This is a genomic window from Bacteroides sp. 51, from assembly GCF_010500965.1.
Taxonomy (GTDB): domain Bacteria; phylum Bacteroidota; class Bacteroidia; order Bacteroidales; family Bacteroidaceae; genus Bacteroides.
This window is the reverse complement of the sequence record NZ_QVMI01000051.1, coordinates 1-16,776: the sequence shown is the minus strand read 5'-3', so window position 1 is coordinate 16,776 and position 16,776 is coordinate 1. Positions and strand designations below refer to the sequence as shown.

The 16,776-nt window shown below is 41.8% G+C and carries 11 protein-coding genes and 2 pseudogenes; 6 read left to right on the top strand and 7 right to left on the bottom strand.

The window, feature by feature from the left end:
* Positions 1 to 91 precede the first annotated feature (91 nt).
* From D0T87_RS22580 to mobC, 5 genes and pseudogenes are all read right to left on the bottom strand, one after another.
* Positions 92 to 3,364, bottom strand: a pseudogene (locus D0T87_RS22580) (N-6 DNA methylase); the annotation flags it as partial.
* Entirely contained in the window at positions 3,351 to 3,797 is a 447-nt protein-coding gene (locus D0T87_RS22575) for a DUF1896 family protein (protein ID WP_129733336.1), read from the bottom strand. The gene D0T87_RS22575 and the pseudogene D0T87_RS22580, both read right to left, overlap by 14 nt.
* Before the next feature lie 486 nt (positions 3,798 to 4,283).
* Complete coding sequence (locus tag D0T87_RS22570) at positions 4,284 to 6,374, bottom strand: type IA DNA topoisomerase (RefSeq protein WP_129733334.1); 2,091 nt, start codon at positions 6,372 to 6,374, stop codon at positions 4,284 to 4,286.
* A 28-nt stretch (positions 6,375 to 6,402) separates the two neighbouring features.
* Positions 6,403 to 7,887 carry a DUF3945 domain-containing protein gene (locus D0T87_RS22565; RefSeq protein ID WP_129733333.1) on the bottom strand — a complete coding sequence of 495 codons (1,485 nt, stop codon included), beginning with the start codon at positions 7,885 to 7,887 and terminating at the stop codon, positions 6,403 to 6,405.
* Between the two features lie 182 nt (positions 7,888 to 8,069).
* Positions 8,070 to 10,079: a conjugal transfer protein MobC gene (mobC, locus tag D0T87_RS22560; RefSeq protein ID WP_185154804.1), complete on the bottom strand. Its 2,010-nt coding sequence runs from the start codon at positions 10,077 to 10,079 to the stop codon at positions 8,070 to 8,072.
* Positions 10,080 to 10,728: 649 nt separating this feature from the next.
* Here mobC and D0T87_RS22555 point away from each other — a divergent pair.
* Positions 10,729 to 11,424 (top strand): cation diffusion facilitator family transporter, encoded by a 696-nt coding sequence (locus tag D0T87_RS22555; RefSeq protein WP_129733331.1) that lies wholly within the window; start codon positions 10,729 to 10,731, stop codon positions 11,422 to 11,424.
* 136 nt (positions 11,425 to 11,560) lie between these two features.
* On the opposite strand, the gene mobB is transcribed toward D0T87_RS22555, so the two are convergent.
* Positions 11,561 to 12,820, bottom strand: coding sequence for a conjugal transfer protein MobB (gene mobB / locus D0T87_RS22550; RefSeq protein ID WP_129733330.1), 1,260 nt, complete (start codon positions 12,818 to 12,820; stop codon positions 11,561 to 11,563).
* Positions 12,805 to 13,242 carry a conjugal transfer protein MobA gene (mobA, locus tag D0T87_RS22545; RefSeq protein WP_129733329.1) on the bottom strand — a complete coding sequence of 146 codons (438 nt, stop codon included), beginning with the start codon at positions 13,240 to 13,242 and terminating at the stop codon, positions 12,805 to 12,807. Before mobA ends, mobB begins: the two co-directional genes overlap by 16 nt.
* Positions 13,243 to 13,953: 711 nt before the next feature.
* Between mobA and D0T87_RS22540 the strand changes: the two genes are divergently transcribed.
* The 5 genes and pseudogenes from D0T87_RS22540 to D0T87_RS22520 form a co-directional block, all read left to right on the top strand.
* A complete protein-coding gene (locus D0T87_RS22540) occupies positions 13,954 to 14,706 on the top strand; it encodes a ParA family protein (protein WP_129733328.1) in 753 nt (250 codons plus the stop codon).
* A gap of 6 nt (positions 14,707 to 14,712) precedes the next feature.
* Positions 14,713 to 15,174 carry a DUF3408 domain-containing protein gene (locus D0T87_RS22535; RefSeq protein ID WP_129733327.1) on the top strand — a complete coding sequence of 154 codons (462 nt, stop codon included), beginning with the start codon at positions 14,713 to 14,715 and terminating at the stop codon, positions 15,172 to 15,174.
* Between the two features lie 18 nt (positions 15,175 to 15,192).
* A complete protein-coding gene (locus tag D0T87_RS22530; protein WP_129733326.1) occupies positions 15,193 to 15,639 on the top strand; it encodes a DUF3408 domain-containing protein in 447 nt (148 codons plus the stop codon).
* Between the two features lie 2 nt (positions 15,640 to 15,641).
* Entirely contained in the window at positions 15,642 to 16,397 is a 756-nt protein-coding gene (locus D0T87_RS22525) for a hypothetical protein (RefSeq protein WP_129733325.1), read from the top strand.
* 163 nt (positions 16,398 to 16,560) lie between these two features.
* Positions 16,561 to 16,692 (top strand): annotated as a pseudogene (locus D0T87_RS22520) (DUF4134 family protein); the annotation flags it as partial.
* Between the last annotated feature and the right edge of the window lie 84 nt (positions 16,693 to 16,776).

Sequence of the window (16,776 nt, the reverse complement as noted above, 5' to 3'; positions counted from 1 at the left end):
GTGCTGTCAATTATCCCAACTTTTTCCTGAAAGCAACTCATTATAAGGCGTTCTAATAAAAAGTTGGGATAATGAAAAGTTTTGGATAACAGTTGTTATTCTTCATTTCGTTGAAAATCTTCGCCCGTTTAGCAGGGGTGAAATCTTCTTTACCCGGATACAACACTTTTGCATTGGGGTAAGCCGTACAGAAAGTTTGGGCTATTTCATGAACATTGGCTTTGAGCGCCATAATGAGCGGTTTATTTACCAATCCCAAACGTTTTTTCTCGTAGGCGCTTACACACATTATCAGGGTTTTACCGCCCCCGACTTCGTGGTCGATAATACCCCCGCCATTGAGTTTATCCATCCAAATTGCATCCTTTTGGCTATTGTATAGGTCGGGAATACCCAAGCCTTTCAGATCCAGTCCCGGAAACTCTTGGTGGCTTCCGTCATACTCCGGACGGACGAAACAATTAAATGTACGGTTGTATTTATCTGCCAGTCGGTCTTTGAACTCCGGTGATTGTTCGTTAAGCCATTCAACGAAACCGTTCCGTATCTCGTCAATCTTGGAATTGGCGAGTTGAATAGATTCGGAATCACGTACCTTGACCTCTTTTATTTCCCCGTCAATCAACTTATTGACTTTCTTTGTTATATCAGGAGAGGTATTATGCAAGGCGTGTTTCATCAGGGCGATACCGTCGAAAGTCCGGCTTGTTGCCTTAACAGCGTACTGATCCCATATCTTGATATTTTTGCTGTCGGCTTTGAGCGTGTATTCATCACGGCTTTGAGCATAATGCACCGATACATTCGTATCAAACAAATGTGAAGCGTATTTGCTGTAAATGCCCGACGGTATCCACCGTTCTCCGAAATTAAAATCCAAATCTTCGAATGCTATCGGACGGGGTATTGCTTCTTTCAGAGCCTTTAATGATTCTTTTGCCGCTTCATTGTCGGGGTGGTTTTCTATATACCGCTCTACGTGTTCCGCTTTGGAGATAACATTACCACTTATGAACTTGTCTTTAATTTCATAAGAGCCTATCATTGGATTGAAAAATACCTGCCCTTTGAGTTCCTCCAGTATTTCATCCGAAGTCCCCCCTGTAAGCCCTGCCATATATTCAAGGTTTACCGTTGCATGTTTATTGAGCGAAGCGGTCAGGGCTTCCCGTGCATTATCGGCATGGGTAATCTCATTGGGATTAAAGGCAACCGGTTGTTGAAATATATCTGCTTTGACGGCTTTACCGTCGATATACCGTTCCAGAGAAAGAATTTCCGTTCCTCCGGCATCCATTTTTATAAGACTAAGATTTTTCGCATCGTTTATATTTCCGAAACGGCGGGTAAAATCATCATACAGTCGGTTAAGCATTTCCCTTAATGCAGGATTGGCTTCCAACCTTGTTGCTTCGTTGCTGTACAGGTGGTGATAAGTGTCCCGTATTTCAATATAAAGGGATGCTTTCGCCTGCTGTGTTCCGGTGAGCTGAAGCGGATGGAACATCGGCTGAAATCCATTCAAATCACGCAAATAACCGATACGATTATTTTCGTCGGTAACAAGTGAGCCATCACGGTAATGGGACGGTATATCTTCCAATAGGAAAGGAACAGGTTTCATGCGTTCCTGCTGTTCCCGTTCGGCTTCCTCTTTCAGCCGTTCCAACTGTTCTTCCCGACGGGCATCGAATACGGGATAGGCCTCGGCGCTTTCCTGTTGTAGCTTTTCCCGTTGCTGCGCTGCATTATGCGCCATTTCTTCCCGCCAGTCCATAAACGGCAGTTCCTTTGACTTGCTTGCCTGTAATTTGAATTTTCTACCTCTCTTTTTGGGTTTGTTTACCTGACTGCGTTCCTCTTGGGTAAAGCCGAAAAGGTCATAGAGCGTTATTAATGGTTCCTGCGTTACGGACTGGGGTTTCGCCTCCGTAGTCGGCGCTTTTTTAATGGCAGGATCATCCATATCGAAAAGAGTACCTCTAAAAGTATTTGGAGCAGCCGGTTGTCTTTCTTCTGTTTCATTCTGCTTTTTTTCTTTAATTCCAAAATCTTCGGGTTGTGGCGGACGTTCGGCATACAGTTTTCTGTCCATTTCAGAAGCGTAATCACTTAATTCCTGAATATCCTGTTCGGTTATCTGATTGCTGTTATCCAATTTTGCAGATTGAGATTGTTGTGTTACCGACTGTGCCGGGTTTTCCTGTGCATAGTTTTGGTAACGCTGCAAATCCAAATGTTTTGAAAAATCATCTTTCAGCATTTGCCGCAAATCTGTGGCTATTCCCTCAATACCGCCTTCATGGGTAAAAACAATAGCAGGTTTGCCGTATGGATCGGTGTCGATTTTGGAACGGGTTTGTACTACTCTGTTGAAATCACGGAACAGGTTATTAATAGATATGCCGTTAGATAATTTGCGGGATTCGATAAAATCCTGCTGTCGTTGGCTTGGAACTATATTTTTATTATTCCGTTGTAATACAATCAGGTCGCTGCCGACATCAGTTCCGGCATGGTCGGAAAAGAGGTTGTTCGGCAAACGGATAGCTGAAACAACATCGCAAGAGTTCATCAGGTATTCCCGTATCGGTTTGTTTTGTTCCGAATTGAGTACGCCCTGACTGGTAATAAAGGCGATTAACCCGCCTTCTCTGGCCGACATGACACTTTTTACAAAAAAGTAGTTGTGTATCGCCTGTGTCGATTGTTTGACGGCGGGTATTTCATGGTTGGACAGTAGCGGATCGAATACCGAAACATCTCCAAAAGGGATATTAGATGCAATCACATCAAAATGCTGTGAATAGCGTCCTTCCATTTTTTCGTAACCTTCAATCCGTACCTTATCATCAGGATAAAGGTGCGATAGAATTTTACCTGTTAGCAGGTCTTTTTCAAAACTGGTTACGTTAGCTTCAGGTGCAATATCTTTGAAAGAAGAAATAAACGCACCTGTTCCGGCACTGGGTTCTAAAAAGCGTGTCGGAGTTATACCGCTATCCTTTAGTGCATCCGCTAACACATCAATAACAGGCTTCGGCGTATAAAATGCCGTAAGGATAGAACTTTTCAGGGAACTGACATAGCGTTTGTAAACTTCCGGTGTGGGAGAACTTTCACGGAGTACCTCGTGGAGTTCTTGCACCAACGGGAAAAGCTCGACTTCGGATTTAGACCACCGCTCAATATCTTCGGGTTTGTCGGCAGGGTTAAGGATTGCCTTAATCCCTCCAAAGCCTGAATATTTTGCGAGTATTTCCCGTTCTTCGGGTGTTGCCTTTTTTTGTTCCTTGTCGAGCCTTAACGCTAACTTTATTGCGTCAATATTCTGACGCAAATGAGTTCGCTTATTGTAACTCATTTTCGAGCAGTATCAGGATCGTGCCGACAAGCTCTGTATAAAGCGACTGGTACTCTGTCGTTTCGGCATAATCATCACTAAGGTTGTATTTAGCAAATACCGCCTGACATTCGGGCATTAGTTCTTTTGCCTTTGCCTGGGCACCACCCGGAGAAACTTCGTCGAAAAACTCGTTCCAAAGTATTTCAACTACTATATTATAAGGTGAAAAGTGTAAGCCTTTGAATAAGGCTTCGTTTGCAATTTCGGCAGCTTGAATATGGTCTAAACCGCTTTTTACGGCTTCGCTGTACGCTTCGGCTGCCATATCCCCACGTCCGGCAATAAATGAAAGGTCATTTGCTTTGTCGGGGTGGGAATCACGTAAATAAGAAAGTAGATTGAGCCGGAAGTATGACATTTCCGCAGGCTCTAAATTTGAATTGTATTTCATAACTATGAATTTTTTAGTGGAAAACTATTGATACGGATAAGCAAAAGGCACCGGGGTATCCCTCCCCAGTGCCACCACTAAAAAATTCAATAGGATAGATTTAATAATTTCTCATTAAAACCTGTGCCATATGAACTTCTTAGTGGCAAAGATAGCTGTTTTATTCCAATTTATACAAGTCAGAACAGTACAGGACTGAGCGATTTACATTGTGAATAACATTGATGACCTTAATTTCCTTACCGATACACGTAGTTAGCGAATTAATATTATCAAGCATATTTAATTCGCAGTCATCAAGCGATTTCGCCCATTCTATAAAGAACTCTTCCAATGAAATAAATTCTCCGATTCTTGGAATAGTAGGATATGGAAAATCATGACTTTTACAATAATCAATAAAAGAATATAGCATTTTAGTCGGCTTATCCAGATTTGCATTTCTCGTCAATGCCTGTCCTAAATTTAATAACAAACTTATTTTCATTACTTTTTCCTCTTTTTGGAATTATCAAATTGGAATATCGTTTTATACTCTGCATCAAAAGCTACGGCAGCATCAAAAGGCTTATTTTCTTTACTCTTAAAGCCTTTGATAGTACCTGTCTTGCCTTTGGTAAGCAGGTCTTTCAGTTGTCCGTCCGTCAGGTCTTTTCCTGATTTATTCCGGAATACTGTCAGTCCGCAAGCCTCATTGTTACATTTTGCAACCTTTTGGAATATTACTACCTGACCGTTTTTACATTTCGGACATGGACAGCTCTCTCTTGTATTGCCGCCTTCGATTTTCTTCTCCAGTAATTCGGTGGTAATCTGTGCGGCATATACTTCGATACTTCTATGAAAGGTATCGGCATCCATTTCTCCCGTTGCTATTTTATTCAATGCGCTTTCCCATGCTCCGGTCATAGCTACGTCCGCTATTTTTTTATCACGGATAGCCAGATAGACTACCAATCCTTTATTGGTAGGAACAAGGGATTTTTTTTCACGCTGAATATATTCACGGGAGAAAAGCGTTTCGATAATAGCGGCACGGGTGGCAGGTGTTCCGATACCCGATTCTTTGAGCGCTTCCCGTTCCGTTTCGTCGGTAAGGTCTTTACCACAGGTTTCCATAGAAGATAATAAACTACTTTCCGTATGTAATGGGCGGGGCTTGGTTTGTTTCTCCAGTAAGTCCGTTCCGTTAATGGGAAGTACATCCCCATCGGACAGGGATGGAAGTGCCGGAGCATCGTCTTCGCCTTTTTCTTCATCAGGTGCGTTCAATACGGCACGCCAACCGGGAATAAGGATAATGCTACCTTTGACTGAAAAAGCAATGCCCGAAGCATCCAAAGAAACGCTTGTGTTTTCTTTGGTGCATTTGCCGGAAAAGGCTTCCAACATTCGGGCAGCAATCATATCGTATATGATACGTTGGTCGGCTGAAATATCTTTCGGCATATTTTCGGTGATAATCAGAGCATGGTGGTCTGTTACTTTCTTATCATTTACAGAACGCCTGTTCAGGCTTGCCCCTGACATTATTTTTGCATAGTTGCCGAATGGAGCGTAACCGGATAACTGACCTATAAGGGCGGGTATCTCGGCAAAAACATCATCGGAAATATAACGGCTGCCCGTTCTTGGATAGGAAATAAGTTTCGCTTCGTAAAGCGACTGGGCTACCGACAGGGTTTTATCTGCTGAAAAACTATGGCGGCTGTTCGCTTCTTTCTGCAAAGTAGTCAAATCGTAGAGCAATGGCGGTTCCTGATTGGCTTCTTTCTTTTCTACGCTTATCACGTTTACGGATTCGGCGGATCGGACACGGTTTAAGATGTCGTCTGCCTCCTGCTTTGTGTTGTACCGTTCTGTGGAAATAGCGGCGAACTGGGTTGCATCTTTTGCCGTATGCAATTTTACCTGAAAATAGGTTTGCGGTTTGAAATCTTTGTTTTCCAGATAACGGCTGCATATCATGGCGAGTGTAGGTGTTTGCACCCGTCCCAATGACCATACGCCGTGCCCGGCTGATATTGACAGGGCTTGTGAAGCGTTTATCCCGACAACCCAATCGGCTTGGCTCCGGGCTTTTGCCGAACGATACAGGTTGTCGTACTCTTTTCCCGGACGTAGGTTCTCCAATCCTTTGCGGATAGCCTGATCCGTGAGAGAGCTTATCCAAAGACGGTCGAAAGGGCGGGAACACTCCAGATAATTATATATATATCTGAAAATTAACTCCCCTTCACGTCCTGCATCGGTCGCAACCACTATACGCTCACATTTATTAAATAACTCTTTGATAACTTTAAGTTGTTTCATTGTGCCCGGATCAGGTTTGTATTCTTTACCGTCCTTTACCTGACGAGGCAATAACTTAAATTCGGCAGGAAGTATCGGTAGGTTTTCAGCCTGAAATCCTGTAATACCATAGTCCTGCGGCATTGCCAGTCCTATGAGGTGGCCAAATGCCCACGTTACACAATATCCGTTCCCTTCTAAATAACCGTCCTTGCGGTTATCCGCACCAACGATAGCCGCTATATCACGGGCTACGCTTGGCTTTTCTGCAATTATTACTTTCATTTACTATTGGATTTTTTAGTGGTTGGTATTACATTTTATGTCCTGTGGACTTTTTCACAGGTTTCCTAATCTGCTTCTGCTCTTGCTGCTTTTCGGTCGGGTTTTGCTGACCTTGTTTCAGGGGTTCATTTGAATGTTTGGTTGCTTCATTGGTTTTACCCTGTGAATTGACTGCTACCTGTGTCTTATTGCCTTCGGCAACTTTCACATCCGCACCTTGCTTTTTGGCTCTGTCCGGGTTCCACTTAAAGAAATCCAGTTTGCCTTTTTCCTGATTGACCTTTACATAGGCATTGAAAGGCTCGCCCTTTCCGTCTTTCATCATACCCTGAACATAGACGGCTTTTCCTTCCCGGAGAGAACTTTGTTGTTTATCGTCCAAATCAACGCCTAAAAGTTTTTTAGGAATACGGACTTGGTTCTGCTGTTCTCCGTTCTGGCTTTGTTCCTGTCTATTGTTCTGCTGATACTTATTGCGGTCTAATCCGTCATAATTGAAATCGTAACCGCCTTTGGCTGCATTAAACTGAACATAAGCATCGAATTTTTTAGGATTATCGGTACCTATTGTCTTTTTGGAGGTCATACCCTCTACGAGTACCTTTTTCCCTTCTTTTAATGCCTGTTGTTGTTCAGGAGATAACTCAACACCTTTCAGGTTTTGAGATACTGTGAGCTTATCAAGGGGTACGGCTTCCAAACGGTTAGTCTGCTTGTCGATAGAAATAAGCGACGGTACTTTTTCGCCCGGTCTTGGCTCCAGTTCTACCACCCTACCACTGTTACCCGTTGCTAACAGGTTTTCTTTTACGTCATTGGGGAGCATAATGCCCTGAAACGGTTTTTCCAAATCAACCTGCTGTTGGTATGGATGCGGGGTAAATTTCAGGCTGCCATCCGGCTGTTCCTCCAGTGAAAGACGGGCTTTCATGGGATATTCTACTCCCTCTATTTTGGGGTTGATATCTACAAGGTGCGGAGATTTATACCCGTAACTCATGGCTTTGAGTTCGCCCTCCAGATTTTCGGGCTTGATACCGTATTTCTGATATTCACTTTCAGGGATACGGCTTGTGTCGAATTGCTTAAATTCGGTCTTCTGTTCGGTTGCTGGTGTTGCTTCCATTTTTTCTTCTTTTTTTTCGGTTTGAACTTGCTTTTCACTCTCTTTGGTGGATTGTTCCTGCTGATTCATATAATCTTTCGGATTGATACGATACTTCTCCAAATCTTCATCACTTAGTTTTAATACTTTATCAAGCATATCGACGGTAACCGCATAGAATCCTGTATGCGACGGGTTTTTAGCTTGATTAAAGAAGTTTTTGAAAAAGTTTTCAAGGGGATCGGCGTGTTTGTCAATTTTGATAAAATCGGTTTGCTTCGCCTTCATGGGATCAATGGCATCAATTTTACCTTTTTTGTCGATGCCTTTCACGACTTTGAGTTTGTTGCCTTCTCCTTCATCTCGCATCAGGAGAACTTTGTCTTTCGGATTTAATTTTTCATCCATAATAAAAACTGTTTTTGTTCTGCATCACTATTAATGCAGAATAAAAGTAGCGGTAATCAAGAGGTTAGCTGTTGATTTTTCGGCAGGTGGTCGCTTGTGGCTTCGATTTGGCAGTGAGTGGCGTTATAGGAAAAACAAAGAGCCGGAAATCCGGCTCTCCTACATTATATATATATGTATATTTATTCTTGTTGCTGTAATAAATGAGCCAATGAAGGATCATCCTTAATGCGTTGTAGTTCTTCTGCAACAATTTGTTTGGTTTCCTCTTTGATACGGTTATAGTTGAGCTGTATCTGCTCTTTCATCTTATCTACTCCGTTTTCGTCTTTAAAGTCGGTAATAATAGGAATAGATTGATAAGCCTTAGTTTCGGCAGCTACCTTTGCATTATCTACAACTATTTCACAATGGAAAATTTTCTGCTCGATACGTTCATCAAAGTTGTCGGCAATCGCTCCGACAAACATCCCTTGTGTCAAGTTACTGATTTTGGACGGTGGTATCAAGCTATCCATCTGGGTACTTATAGAGGTCGATTTATCATTGCGGTTAATAGTCATAGACTGGCGTTTCTGTAAGACTTTACCAAATCTATCGGATAATGTTTTTGCAGTTTCTCCCACAACCTGACCGCTAAAAACATTTCCTACGGTGTTCATCACAACTTTTGCTTCCTTATCCCCGTAGTCCCTTATTAGCTGCGAAAAATCCTGAAAGCCCAAAAGCACAGCAACCTTATTACTACGGGCTGTTGCGATCAAATTGTCAAGACCTTTGAAATAAATTGTCGGTAATTCGTCGATTACGACCGAACTCTTTAATTGCCCTTTTTTGTTTATCAATTTAACTATTCTGGAATTGTAAAGTCCCAAAGCTGCGCCGTATATATTTTGCCTATCGGGGTTATTGCCTACGACTAATACCTTCGGATCATCAGGGTTGTTTATATCAAGCGTGAACTCATCACCGCTCATTACCCAGTATAATTGCGGGCTAATCATTCTTGAAAGCGGTATTTTAGCACTTGCTATCTGTCCCTGCAACTGTTCCATTGCGCCCCCAAGCCACGCGTCCATAAAGGGACTTAGGTAGTTTTCCAGTTCGGGATAACTTGTCAAAATAGGGAAAATATCTTCATACCTTTTATTCAGGAACTCTATCGCATGAGGGAATGTGCAATATTTTCCGTCTTTATAAATTCGGAGATACCATATAATAGCAGCAAACAGAATTATCGGAGATTCCACAAAGAAGTCGCCTTGTTTTTGCACCCATGTTTTATTAAGGTTAAGCATAATTGTATAACTCGATTCGTAAGCATCGCTAATATCTTCCATGAAAGAAGGGTTGATTGGATTACATCGGTGTGAACGGCTCGGATCGTCGAAGTTTATCACGTAAAACGTGGGGACTTTTTTGTAGCCTAATTGATTGTTCAGTAAATGATTATAAGCGATTGTAGAAAGGTCAGGAAACTTAAAATCATACACGTACATTGAAAATCCTTTCTCAATTTGTTGCTTAATGTATTGATTAACAACAGCGTATGACTTCCCACTGCCCGGAGTTCCTAACACAATACTTGCACGAAAAGGATTTACAACGTTTATCCAACCCCGCCATTCTTTTTTCTTATACCAGAATTTCGTAGGCAGGTTCACGGAATATTCACTCTGTAATAGCCGTGTTTCCTGCATAAAACTCTCGTTCTCCGTGTTGAATACGTCGTCGAACATATTGTTTTTGAGTAAACGGCTCATCCATAATCCACCGACCAAAAGGAACAGATAACCTGCTGCCATTGTCAGGATGTAAAAACCTGTTGTAGCCGATGCAGGTAATGGCAATTCAAGTATCCACCAATTCATAAAGAACAGGATAAAACCTATTGTCAGAAAAACATAGATTTTCGGCCAAGTGATTTTTTCCTCTTTAACTCCCTTAGTTCCCAGACACGAAAGGGCAAGGAAAACAACGGCAAATAATTTGGTATAAAGAATACTACCGAATAGTCCGGCAGTCCGGTCAAAGTTCAGTAGTATCTTATCAACTACCGAAATATTGATTCCCCATTCACGCAAAGCGTAATAGCAAAACCAATAAATGTTTATCACTACAAAAATAATACTGATTGCCCTCATGAACTCCATCACTTTGGCAAGTCCTCTTAAATCATCTTCTTGTTGCATAATCTTTAAAAATTAAAAGTTTGAGAAGCGAAATTAGAGAGGTTGTTCTTGTAAATGATTGATTTTCTGTCATGTGGTCGCTTGTGGCTTCGATTTGGCAGCGAGTGGCGCTAAAATGGAATAAGAGGTACCTTATAAGTAAATACCTTAAAATAGTGATTTACTATTTTAAGGAATATTGCTAAATTTGAGGCGTGAAATTTTTGACCATCATAGTCGTTACTTTACTGTCCCTGCAAATAGGATTCACTAATACTGTTTTGCAGGAAATATATCGCTTGCCTTTTTTAATCCAACATTATTGCGAACACACTGAAGAAACATCCATTGACTTAAAAGATTTTTTTAAACTGCATTATTCCGAAAATGAGCATAAAACGAAAAAAAAGGCAAATCACAATCACGCATCTTTGCCTTTTCATAACTCACTTAATACAGTACATATTAATCCTTTTATATTTGCGGAACATTCTTTCGACAATCCTGAAAAACCATTTGCCATAAAATCCGATATTAAAATACCGGATCACACATATTATATTCCTCAAAATCTTATTAACTCAATCTGGCATCCACCCAAGAATAATATTTTATAAATAACTTCTTAGCTAAATAATAAGACGATTATCCAAATAAAATATTAATCATCATGGGAGATAAACATAATCATGCGGAGAATAATCATCCGCATACTAAAAATCATACACATACCAACGAACAGAAAACCAAATGGGTTGTTTTGCTGACAGCCGCAACAATGGTAGTAGAAATTAGCTTCGGGTACTGGACTAACTCAATGGCATTATTAGCTGACGGCTGGCACATGGCTTCCCATGTACTTGCTTTAGGTCTGACATGGGTTGCTTACTATGCAGCCCGTAAGTATTCACAAACAGAAAATCACTCATTCAATAAAGGGAAACTATTGGCTTTATCCGGCTATACGAGTGCCGTAGCATTGCTGATTGTAGCTGTATTGATGGCAGTTGAATCCGTACAAAGGTTAATGAATCCAGTAGATATATTTTTCAAGGAAGCTATTATCGTTGCCATTGTTGGATTGATTGTAAATGCTCTAAGTGCAGTATTCCTGCATCACGATCATGAGCATCGTGACCATAATATCCACTCGGCATACCTACATGTATTGGCTGACGGATTAACAAGTATAACCGCTATTATTGCCCTAACTATCGGAATGTTTTGGCAGATATATTGGTTAGATTGTTTGAGTGGTATAATAAGCTCGGTAGTAATAACAAAATGGGCTATTGATCTGATGAAAGGTTCGGGTAAAGATTTAATTGACTATAAAAAAAAGCAACACACGGCAGATCCAGAATAAATATAGTTAATTACAGACAATAACTTTGTTGATTCAACATCCTAATGGGCAAGTTATTAATTATAAAAGACGAAATCAATAACCTGATTCCGTCTTTTATCGTATAGGTGAAATGACAAACAAAACCTATATTTTATTACATCTGCCTGCCATACCTGCGCTTCTTTTTTTTCTTACGACGTGGTAATGGCATTTCTTCTTTAGGATGGTTCTCCGGCTCCGGATTAAGAATTGAGAAAAGCCCACCGGTTACACTATCCGAAGTGTAACTGTTATCATGGTGCGTGCCTGGCTGAATATTATTGTAAACATCAGAAAGGCGTGTGTCTTTGACTGGCTCTTGTGCTTGTTCCTGTTTTCCACCGTACAGGTCATTGAAAACATTAGCGGAATACTCTTTACCCAATCGGGAACCGTTCAGTATGGTGCGGGTAGTATGGTCTATGAATGTAGCGCCATATATCCGTCCTTCATCATTCCGCCTAAACAGAACATCAATACCCTGCTGCCTTAGCTTCGCTCGGAACTCGCTCTCACTTTGGCTGCCCTGCTTGGCTTCCGATACCGCTTTTAATGTATGTGTCTTCAGGTTTTTAGTTTTGATGCGTTCGGCAGATTTCTCCATACGCTTTTCCAGTCCATCGTAACCGACTGACTTCCCGAATATGGAAGACTTTAGAGGATTGCCGACCTTGTTGCCCTCACTATCCAAAGCGGAATAAAGCAATCCCCGATAAGGCTTTCCTTTTGCCTCGCCTTTCAGTTCCTCAACATTTATATTATATAAGGAAAGGACGGCTTTATATTCTCCCATGCTTTGAAAGTGATACATAGAAGCCAGCGGTTTGATAACGGATGCAATCTGCTTTTTAAGGTTTCCCTTTGAAAAATCGACAGGGGTTAGTTCCCATTGTTCACCCTGCTTTTGTCCTTCTGCCGGATGCAAGTTATATTCCCGTTCCAAATCTTCTGTTATAGCCTTACTTCGTTCATGTTCTTTTCCATCATAAACCTTTTTTCCGTCGCTTTTTACCCGAAGCGATACAATGTGCATATGCTCCCGCTCAATGTCCTCATGCTTGAATATCAGATAAGGTTGATCGCCATACCCCAATCGTTTCATGTATTCCCTTCCGATATCTACCAGTTGGTCATCTGTCAAAACATCATCCTCATGTGGATTCAGGGATACATGGAAAACGTGTTGTTCGGTACGGAAGTGCGACGGGATAAACTGCATGAAGTCCTCAATACAATCAATAACGTTGAAGTGTCCATCGGCAGGTTCAAACACAAGATTCGCACCTAATATCTTTCCCAGACCTTTATCAACCTTTTCCTGATTGTACGTCAATGCACCGTACAGGTTACTACCGATGTTTATTTTTGCAACCATTGTTCCTTAAATTCTTCCGATAATTCCAGAATTTTTTTCCCCGTTTCTGCCAGTTCTACCGTTGCCTTTTCCAATTTATAGAGCAAAGCAAGTGCTTTCTTTTCTGAAAAATTGGTATGCAATTCCTTTACAACCTGATTGTAATTCGTCCCAACGGAACGGAATTGTGCGTAAAAAGATGTGAGTTTAGTAACGTATTCCATAGCGGAACGGTCGATTTTTACCACTCGAAACTCGTCCCCGAAAACACGGGCAGCGATAAAACGAGCCTTCGATTGTAGCCCTGATTGCTCAAACATGGTGAGGAACCGGGCATGTTCTACTGCGGTGAAGTTTACCGAATAACGGTAATTCGCCGGATCATTCTTGGGGTTTCTACCCCCTTTTCCCCTTTTGGGGAGATTCTTTGCTTTTTCATTCATACGTCGGATTTTTTAGTGGTATAATCCGTCGTTAGGCACCCTTGCCGCCTTAACAATCATCGCCCGAATGATTCATTATAAGCAACCGACTTCGGAGGTTGCGCCCCCCCGGAGGGGCAAGCGTTTTTTGCAGCAGAACTTGTTTCGTGCAGCAAAAAACACAGCTTGCTATTTGCCATGACGCAAATAAAATCTGTCCTGAACAGGGACAGATATGAATGCGAGTAAACGAGCGAAAATGGCGGTCGGATATCTCCCGACATTTCATGCAGCAAAGTTATAGGCTAAAGTAACGTGCTGTATTCCAAGCAGCGAAGCCACTCGCTGCCAAATCGACGCCACTCACTGCCACCTCGTGAAAAAGTGATGATTCTGCTAATAAATAGGTTTTTATTTGCAGAGAAAATGACTGTATGAACAGACAGCCGGATAGCTAAATGAATAGCTGTACGGATATAAAAACATACAGTCGGCTATATGGAGATACAGCCGGATTAATAGCTAAACAAATGGCTGAACAAACAAATGACTGGCTAAACGGCTAAACGTTCCAACGGCTAAACAGACGGACAGACAAACAGCCAAATGGCTAAACGGTCAAACGGACGGACAGATGAACGGATAACTAATCAAACGTATGGCTGAACAGACAGACGGTTGTTCAACCGGACAGAGATACAAACGATGTATAATAATTAAAAATTTCAGACAATGGAAAAGAAAACTTTGAACGTGGCTTTCAGTACCCAAAAGGGGGGAGCCGGAAAAACAACTCTTACGGTGTTGGTTGCTTCTTACTTGCACTATGTGAAAGGCTATAACGTAGCCGTGATTGATTGCGACTTTCCACAACACTCGATTGCGGAAATGCGTGAGCGTGATATAAAAATGTCGATGGATGATGACCATTACAAGCTCATGGCTTACGAACAGTTTTCTGCATTGGGTAAAAAGGCTTATGAAGTTATCGAAAGCAGCCCAGAAAATGCTATGGAAGATGCACAGGAAGTTATTGAAGTATTGCAGCCTGACTTCGTATTTTTCGACCTGCCCGGAACAATCAACAATCCGGCAGTTGTACACACGCTTTCACTCATGGATTACATTATTGCTCCGATCAGTGCTGACAGGTTGGTACTGGAAAGCACCCTGCAATATGTGATTACGGTCAATGATGCCCTGATTACGCCCGGCAAAGCAAAAATCAAAGGGCTGTACCTGCTTTGGAATCTCGTTGATGGTCGGGAGAAAACCGAACTCTACGAAGTGTATGAAGATGTGATTGATAAACTGGGTTTCCCGCTTTTCAAAACATTCCTGCCCGACAGTAAGCGGTTCCGCCGGGAGCAGTCGGTAAACCACAAAGCCCTGTTCCGCTCTACACTGTTCCCTGCGGACAAAGCATTGGTAAGAGGCAGTAACCTCGATGCCCTGATAGATGAAATGTTGGAAACTTTAAAATAACCGATTATGGCGAAAAAGAAAGAAGAAGTAAACCTGAATGAGATTGATGCCAGTTTTGTCATATCCTCATTCAAGAATAAGGAACGCCGGAATAATCCGAGTTCCATACCCAGAGCATTAGTTCCTGAACACGAAAAGAAACAGGAACAGGAAGCGGAAAGCGTGGAACCTGAAAAAACGGAAGTTATTCAGGAAGAATCCCCCCGTGAGGAAACCAAACGGAAACGCAGTAAATCTCCTGATTACGAAAGCCTGTTTATTCAGGAAGTCGGCATTACGGCACGTACCGGAAAATCTGTTTACATACGCAAAGACCACCATGAAAAGATTATGAAGATCGTTCAGGTCATCGGTAAAAATCAGGTGTCTTTATTCAGCTATATAGATAATGTACTGTCCCAACATTTTGCTGCTTATCAGGATGAGATAACGGAATTGTACAATAAAAACAACGAAGGAATTTTCTAACAATAAAACAATCAAATTATGATAGTCAGTCCATTTTTAATAGATAGCGGAGATAAGGCAATAATAGGAATTGTCCTCTGGGGATTGGTGATACTGGCGGCAATTATTCTGCCGAAAGCTATTCGCTATAAGAAACGTATGCGGAAAGAATACGAAGAAAAAACGGCTCCTGAAATAGAAATGATAGTCGTTCCGGGTGATAAAACGAAACCCGAATCTTCCGGCTATAAGAAACAGTTTCTTGTCAATGCAGGTATCCCGACAAGAAACGGAAAATTAGTAAGTATCCGTAAGGAATACCATAACCGGATTTCAAAGATTGTAGGGGTTATAGGAAAAAATGAAGTAACCATATTCAGTTACATAGACAATGTCCTGAAGCATCATTTTGAAACCTTTCAGGATGAGATTTCAGAACAGTATAAGAAGAATAACAATGATGATTACCTAAACCCTAAAAAGTAAGGATGGAAAAGATATTTATAACCGTAGTTATCCTGTATGCCCTTTTTGTCGGAATTTATTTCTTGTGGGCAAGAGCAGGAAAAAGACGAAAAAAGAACATTATCGGTCAGGGTAGCTCCATTCATGAAGCAGGTCGTTTGAAGGAAAATATTGTCGGGAAAAGCACATTTGATTTAAGCGCATCGACGCCACTCGCTGCCAAATCGGAGCCACTCACTGCCACCTCGCTAAAATCTGAAAATCAGGCTGAAAATCCCGATATATTTGCTTCGCCTAACGAGGTAAAGCCATCAGCGGAAGTGCCGCCGGAGGAATTGGAAGAAGCGTTTTCCGACACTCCACCGGATGAAGAAAACGAGCCTATGGATATAGATTATCCGCTCGAATATGAAATGACGGACGAAAACGAAGATGCGCCGGAAGACGAAGAAGAAACGGAAGAAGTGGAAGGAACGGCACAAGCCGTACTCGCTTCAGGTATTCAGTTCGATGATCTGGGTAATGCAGTCCGCACTGTAAACCGGACGAATGAAGCAACGCCGGAGCAAAAACGAAAAGCGGGCGATACTTTACTGGAGATACGGCAGACTGATATGTTTGAACAGGTGGTTTCTGGTAAGCCCGATGCAAAGCGAATCGTTACCGACCTTATGGCTGAAAGCCTTTCGGCTTTTTATGAGCGGAAAGACAAGGAAGCCGGAACTGCCGGAAACGGCAAAAAGGCTCCCGACAATTTTAATATCAGAGATTTCGCATAGTGCGAAAAGTATTAATAATAATGTAAAACAAAGAAAGATGAAAGAAAGAGATTACGGATAGCTTTCGCGCTATCAACCACTAAAAAATTCAATAGTAACAAGATTTATCAACCCGGTATCGGGACTATCCACCCCGATACCATTTTTTAAACAATTTCTCATTATGACAAAGAAAAAATTTCTAATGTCGGCAGCTTTTATTCTGGCTGCTGTTTCAAGTGCATTCGCACAAGGTAACGGAATTGGCGGCATTACCGAGGCCACGAACATGGTAACGAGCTATTTCGATCCGGGGGTGTGACACGAAAAGTCGTGTAAGTGATTGTGTGACTATAGTTTAAACTATTGATTACACCTGCAATTCCGTTTGCAGTAGTCT

What these genes read in the sequence shown, in the direction of transcription:
- D0T87_RS22555 (WP_129733331.1), top strand. Translation starts at nt 10,729, where the DNA reads ATGGGAGATAAACATAATCATGCGGAGAATAATCATCCGCATACTAAA.
- D0T87_RS22540 (WP_129733328.1), top strand. Translation starts at nt 13,954, where the DNA reads ATGGAAAAGAAAACTTTGAACGTGGCTTTCAGTACCCAAAAGGGGGGA.
- D0T87_RS22530 (WP_129733326.1), top strand. Translation starts at nt 15,193, where the DNA reads ATGATAGTCAGTCCATTTTTAATAGATAGCGGAGATAAGGCAATAATA.
- D0T87_RS22570 (WP_129733334.1), bottom strand. Translation starts at nt 6,374, where the DNA reads ATGAAAGTAATAATTGCAGAAAAGCCAAGCGTAGCCCGTGATATAGCG.
- D0T87_RS22525 (WP_129733325.1), top strand. Translation starts at nt 15,642, where the DNA reads ATGGAAAAGATATTTATAACCGTAGTTATCCTGTATGCCCTTTTTGTC.
- mobA (WP_129733329.1), bottom strand. Translation starts at nt 13,242, where the DNA reads ATGAATGAAAAAGCAAAGAATCTCCCCAAAAGGGGAAAAGGGGGTAGA.
- mobB (WP_129733330.1), bottom strand. Translation starts at nt 12,820, where the DNA reads ATGGTTGCAAAAATAAACATCGGTAGTAACCTGTACGGTGCATTGACG.
- D0T87_RS22565 (WP_129733333.1), bottom strand. Translation starts at nt 7,887, where the DNA reads ATGGATGAAAAATTAAATCCGAAAGACAAAGTTCTCCTGATGCGAGAT.
- mobC (WP_185154804.1), bottom strand. Translation starts at nt 10,079, where the DNA reads ATGCAACAAGAAGATGATTTAAGAGGACTTGCCAAAGTGATGGAGTTC.
- D0T87_RS22575 (WP_129733336.1), bottom strand. Translation starts at nt 3,797, where the DNA reads ATGAAATACAATTCAAATTTAGAGCCTGCGGAAATGTCATACTTCCGG.
- D0T87_RS22535 (WP_129733327.1), top strand. Translation starts at nt 14,713, where the DNA reads ATGGCGAAAAAGAAAGAAGAAGTAAACCTGAATGAGATTGATGCCAGT.